This is a genomic window from Falsiroseomonas sp. E2-1-a20, from assembly GCF_051433195.1.
Lineage (GTDB): Bacteria > Pseudomonadota > Alphaproteobacteria > Acetobacterales > Acetobacteraceae > Falsiroseomonas.
Genome location: NZ_JBHMFT010000099.1, coordinates 1 through 5,740, shown reverse-complemented (window position 1 = coordinate 5,740; position 5,740 = coordinate 1). Strand labels below are relative to the sequence as shown.

5 protein-coding genes and 1 pseudogene are annotated in these 5,740 nt (G+C 69.3%); 4 read left to right on the top strand and 2 right to left on the bottom strand.

The features are described 5' to 3' along the window. Window positions 1–88: 88 nt before the first annotated feature. Window positions 89–529, bottom strand: a pseudogene (locus ACFHPP_RS30265) (transposase); the annotation flags it as partial. A gap of 292 nt (window positions 530–821) precedes the next feature. On the opposite strand from ACFHPP_RS30265, the gene ACFHPP_RS30260 reads away from it, so the two are divergent. From ACFHPP_RS30260 to ACFHPP_RS30245, 4 genes are all read left to right on the top strand, one after another. Further along, the gene (locus ACFHPP_RS30260) at window positions 822–1,484 is read left to right on the top strand and encodes a hypothetical protein (RefSeq protein WP_437166948.1); all 663 of its coding nucleotides are present in this window, start codon (window positions 822–824) and stop codon (window positions 1,482–1,484) included. A 1,273-nt stretch (window positions 1,485–2,757) separates the two neighbouring features. Then, entirely contained in the window at window positions 2,758–3,708 is a 951-nt protein-coding gene (locus tag ACFHPP_RS30255; protein ID WP_437166947.1) for an AAA family ATPase, read from the top strand. Window positions 3,709–3,782: 74 nt separating this feature from the next. Further along, the gene (locus ACFHPP_RS30250; protein ID WP_437166946.1) at window positions 3,783–4,373 is read left to right on the top strand and encodes a hypothetical protein; all 591 of its coding nucleotides are present in this window, start codon (window positions 3,783–3,785) and stop codon (window positions 4,371–4,373) included. Beyond that, the gene (locus tag ACFHPP_RS30245) at window positions 4,370–5,335 is read left to right on the top strand and encodes a DNA-primase RepB domain-containing protein (protein ID WP_437166945.1); all 966 of its coding nucleotides are present in this window, start codon (window positions 4,370–4,372) and stop codon (window positions 5,333–5,335) included. The genes ACFHPP_RS30250 and ACFHPP_RS30245 overlap by 4 nt, the downstream gene beginning before the upstream one ends. 164 nt (window positions 5,336–5,499) lie before the next feature. Here ACFHPP_RS30245 and ACFHPP_RS30240 read toward each other — a convergent pair. Then, the coding region (locus ACFHPP_RS30240) for a transposase (RefSeq protein ID WP_437166944.1) at window positions 5,500–5,740 on the bottom strand (241 nt) is incomplete at its 5' end.

Genomic DNA, 5,740 nt, shown 5'->3' with positions numbered 1-5,740 from the left:
ATCCTCGGCAAACTGGCCAGACTCCCTGCACCTTCCGTTTGAGTCAGTGCACTAGGAACGTCCTCCGCCCGGCGACGGAGGTCCTGCGGCGCCGGTAGCCGTAGCGGACCCGCGCCCGCCGCCAGGTCGCGCAGCCGCATCCGCAGCTCGACCTGCGGGTCACGCCGCGACCGGTAGCGTTGTGCGGAACGGTGGAAGCCCATCGCCGAGCAGGCCCGACGCTCGCTGATCCGGTAGCTGCCCTGCAGCACAGCCACCACATCACGGCGCAGCGCGGGCCTCACCACTTTTTTCGCAGAACGTCCTGCAGCATGGTCTTGTCGAGGCTGAGGTCGGCGACCAGCCGCTTGAGCTTGGCATTCTCCTCCTCAAGCTGCTTCAACCGCCGGATCTCCACCGTCCCCATCCCGGCAAACTGCTTCTTCCAGCGGTAGAATGTCGGCTCGGAGACGCCGAGCTTGCGGCAGATCTCAGCCACCGCCGTCCCGCTCTCCGCCTGCCTCAGGGCAAAGGCGATCTGTTCGTCCATGTAACGTTTCTGATTTATGGCACGACCCCTCCTTGGGGTTCAAAGTGCCCGAAAAACTTGCGCTCCAGGTGGACCAGTTTCGAGGGTCAGGACCACTGACGGGCACAGCCATCCATAAAAAATCCAATAGATGATGGCTGCCACGCGTCGACGCGGCGGGTGTCGGTCCCGGGGTGACCGCCGCCCCGCCGCGCCCGATGCGCGGCAGCCAAGGGGGTGGTCACCACCCTTGTAAAGGTTATCTCCGATGTGCTCGTCGACCCTCTCGCTCTCCGCTTCCAGCAGCACGACCATGGACATCGCCCGCTGGACCGCCGCGCTGCCAGCCTCGATTTACCTCGTCACCGCGACGAACATCGCAGGCATCGAAATCTGGCGGCGCTGGTGGACCGCCCCGTTTGTCGCCGATGCTGCCTGCTGGCTTGATGCACAGGCCAGCTCCGATGACCTCATCTCCGCGCGGCCCTGGAGCACCGCCCACATCCTGCTGCGCGGGTTGCGCCCTGAGGGATATGCGCACCTCGCCGCGGAACACCGTGTCGCCGCTGCCGTGGCCGACGGCGCCGGCCTCATCGAGGTGTGGATCACCCTGGCTGACCGGCCCGTGGGTGCGCGTGTTGCCGCCCGCGTAGCGGCGGAACTCGCCGCCAGATCCGGCGGCGATCTGCTCACCACCGATGCGCGCTCAGTCGGGCATTTGCCCGGCCTGCCGCACGCCGCTTCCGCGGACGGTCCAGGAGGTGCACCGGCCTTCACCCGCCTGCTGGCTGCCTCGCGTGGTCCAGATCCTCGCGCCGCCGCGATCGCGATCGAGGCCACCGCGGCGCTCGGCTGCGCGCTGGTTTTGTCACCTCCAATACAATTAATTCGCTTTCGGGATCGGCGCCGCAAGCAGCGCTCGCTGCTGTCTCCTGCTCGTCCCCTGCGCACCGAGGCGCAGCGGGGCCGCCGGTGAGGTGCCGGCGCCAGCGGCGTGCCCGGTTGAGGCGCCGCCAGCGGACGGGGCGGGAGCGTCTGATCCCCTCCCTGAGGTGCGCCTACACCCCGCATGCGCTCAGGATAGCGGCCCACCGGGTCGCGCTGCTGCGTGCCGTCGCACCTGCCTCCGGCATACCTGTTCCGGGCCGCGATCACCTCGAGAATCTGCTCCGCCGCGGCCGGGCTGCCGGCCTGCTTGGCCAGCGGCGCATGGTGCCCGTCCGGCTCACGGTTGATCCCGTCAGTGTCGAACCCGCGATGTGGTCCACCGGTGCGCGTACCCTCCGCGAACTCGTCGTCGTAGCGCTGCTCAGCATTGTTCTGCCGAAGCTGCGCTGACGGTGGCGCAGGCCGCTGCCTGAAACCACCCGATCCTCGGTGCCGGCCCGAGCCCGCGGCTTCGCCGCCTTTGGGGCGGCCCGTTCCTTCCTCGAACATCCGAAAAGACATGCCACGACATTCCGACAACGACCCCACATGGCTCCCGGCATCTGCCGTATCCAACACCTCCGAAGCGGAGGAGCAGGTTGACCAAGCCGCCTCTGCCACCGCCCTCCGGCGAGAGGTTGTTTTCATCGCCAGCAGCACTTGGCTTGTGGGCTTCGGGCCGAGGCTGCCAGTGCACGGCATCATACCGGGGTTGTTCGCGCAACGCCTTCGCTCCGGGCGCCAACCTGCGCCGGCTCGCGAGCCTCGCGCGGCCATTCTCGGCACCGACACCACCGCGGTGCCACGCGGCGTGCCGCTCGTCGCCTTCGCCTCGGATTGCGCCTGCTTCGACCTCATGCTGGGGGTTGGGCGGCGTGTGGAAACGCTGCCTGATGGCGGCGATCCCAGCGCGGTCTGGCGCCTCGCCCGGGCGCTCGGTGTCGCTGGGGAGGGCGACGACGGAGGCGACCTTGCCGTCCGCGCCGCGATTGCCGCCGCTGCTGCTGTATTCATCGCTGGTCTGCACTCCACCAGCGCCGCCGCACCCTTCACCCGCGCCGCCGCCAGCCTCGCGCTCGCCGGTTGGGCAACCGGGGAGGAGCGCCTAGGCGCCGACGAGCTGCGCACCCTGGCCGAGATGATCGGCCTCTGGCCGGTTCCGGCGCTCCGGCCCAGCGGAACGCCGCTTGGCCTCTCCTTGGAGGGCCAAGGCGGCGCTGCAGGGCGCTGGTGTAGTCCTCCGCCCGCTCTTCGAGGCTGCGGCCGCGGCCCTGGTCGCCCTCCGCCCGCCCGGACTCGTGGCGCCGGGGCCCGCCCGGCCAGTGCTTCTGGCCGCGCCCCCCGTCGCCGCGGAGGACGTCGAGCGTGCCGTCGTCGATCAGTGTCGTGTTCTCCTATCGCCGGTCGCGGCCCTGCAACCGCCCGAACCGGCCCAGGTCGCGGCAGCGCTCGGCCAAGCCTTCCCCTGGATGGACCAAGCCGCCCGACCGCTGCTGCACGAACTCGCCCTCGCACGGCTCGGCGAGGCGGCGGTCTGCCGCCTGCCGGCCCTCCTGCTGGTGGGGCAGCCGGGCGTCGGGAAGTCTCGGCTCTGCCGGGCCGTTGCGGAAGGATGCGGCCTGCCACCGGTGCGCCTTTCCGCGCCAGACAGCTCCTTCGTCACTGAGCTGGCTGGCAACGGGCGGGGCTGGCGCGGCGCCCGGCCCTGCGCGCCGGTGCGTGCCATCGCCACCACCGGCGTGCGGAACCCGGTCCTGATCCTCGACGACCTCGACCGCGCGCCCACCGACGACCGGTATGGCTCCGCCGCCGGGGTGCTGCTCGCAATGCTCGAACCCGAGACGGCGCGCTGCTACCTCGACCCGTGCCTGTCAGCGCCCGTCGACATCTCGGCCGTCAACTGGATCGCCACCGCCAACAGCCTCGCCGGCCTGCCGGACGCGCTGCTGAGTCGTCTTCTCATCGTGAAGGTCGCGCCACCACCCGCCGACGCGCTCGACGGGTTGCTCGACGCGATGCGCGACGACATCGCGGCCGACATCGACGCCGTACCCGACACCTTGCCCGCCCTGCCCCACCAGGCTCGGAAGTTGCTGCGGCTCGCCTTCACCAACGGCAGCGCGAGGCCTCGGGATCTCCACCATGCGCTTCGCACCGCCTTTGGTGCGCTGGCGCTTGGCGAGGATCCGCTGCCTCCCATGCGCCTCATCCTCAAACCATCCCACGCGGCATTCGAGGTCGGCTTCCCGCGCCGCGCCCAGGAGCGGCGCTGACAGGACGCCCCGGCGCCCGCCACACCGCACGACCTGCTCGTGCACCCGTCACAACGACCACAACAGGAACAATCATGAACATCATCACCCCGCCCCGTCTGGCGGCGCTGCATCCACGTGCCCAGCCCTTCGGTCTAACCCCTGCCGATGCCGCGGCTTTCGAGGGCGACGTACGGATCGACCACCACCGCGAGCTGATCTCGGCGCGGCATCGCTCCGGCGGGGGGCATGAACTCGGCTGGGAATACCACCAGTTCCGTCCAGACGGCCGGTTCGACGTCACCTTCGGCCGTGGACGACACAAGGGCCTGGTGGTCTCGGCCGCGCCTGGGAGCCGGCGCCTTCGGCTGACCGAGGGGGCCGTGGCCGCCATCGCTGCACGGGCCCTGCTCCACCCCGCCGAAGGTGCCGCATGGATTGTCGGCCTGGGCGGCGGTTGGACGGCGGATGCGGCGCGCCACATTGCCACGCTCGTCGAGCGGCAGAAAATCACCATCGTCGAGATGGCCAACGCCACGCACCACCCCGCAGGGCAGCGGATGCGGGCCAAAGCGCTCGAGGATCTCGCGGCGCTTTCCGTGGAGCTTGTCGACTTCCCTGCCCCGGATCAAGGCTGGCTCGCGGCGCTTCGCCGGGTGCGCCTGCTGGCGGAGGCAGGCCGATGATGACCCCGCTACGCCCGGGCGCCGAACTCACCCGCCGCGCCGTGGAGGGCTGGGCGTCGGCCGTCGAGGCCGAGCGTTACGACCTTCGGCTCGTTCACACAGAGGACAAGGCCCGGGTTGAAACCCGCCGGCCTGGGCTTGAAGGTCTGCTCCGCCTGCTGCCGTTGCTCCGCGCGCGCAATGCAGAAGGATGGCATGTCTATGCCCGTCCTGCCGACACCTCCTATGTCCTCGTGGATGACGTGGACGAAGACGGGCTGCACAGCATGCGCCTCGCCGGCCATCGTCCCGCGGCGGTGGTCGTGACGAGCCCGTGGAACTACCAGGTATGGATCCGCCTCGCCCCGTCGGGCGCGGGCCCGTCGCATGAGGTCGCGGCCGAGGTGGCGTCGCAGCTCGCATCGATGCATGGTGGTGATCCTGGCGCGGTGAATTCGCGGCAGCTCGGGCGACTGCCCGGCTTTCGGAACCGTAAGGCACTGCACCAGCGCAGCGACGGTTCCTACCCGACCGTGACACTCCGCTCATCATGCACGGAGGTTGATCCGGATGCCCAGTACTTGCTGCGAACGGCGGCCGGCGTCATCGCCCTCCGCCGCCGCTATCGGCCGCAGATCTTGCGGGTCCCTGCCCCCACCGTGCCGGCACTGCAGGCGCGGGATCCCGTCGAGGAATACCGCGAAGGCATCGCGCGCATCACGGCGCATCTGCCGCCCGGCATGAGGCTGGACCGGTCGCGCGCTGATTTTGCCATCGCACGTCGCCTTTTCGCGCGCGGCGCCTCGTCCGCCTACGTCCATACGGTGCTGCTGCAGTGTGATAAGGCAGGCGAACTCGGCTGGCCGGAGGGTCTTCACTACGTTGAACGGACGGTCGCAGCAGCCAAAGATGCACATGCCGCGCAAGAGGCTGATCACGGTGGGGGGAAGCCCGGGGAGAGGGAAGATGAGGAGCAGGGATGAAGAGGCTCGGAAGGAAGCCGTTGCTTCCATAGCACGAAGCTCATGACAGAAGCTCCTTCAGCCCAGCCGAAGCCTAGGCGTGCGGTCAGGTTATACGGCTAGGATGCCACTGCAATCCAAGACGCGCATCCACCGGAGCAAGCGCAGGCTAGAGCATTTTTGGTTTACTCGAATGCATAGCCAGCGTTGGCGAGGTAGTTACGGCACTCGGCGGGGCTGAAGGTATCGAGCAGTTGGCCGATGGTGTTCCACAGCGCCTCACGCGTGCGGGCGCCCGCCTTGCGGAGCCCGGCCTTGAGCTTGGCAAAGGCCTGTTCGATGGGGTTCAAGTCGGGCGAATAGGCCGGCAGCAGCATGACGTGGGCACGTGCCGCCCGGATGGCCTCGCGCACCCCGGCCACCTTA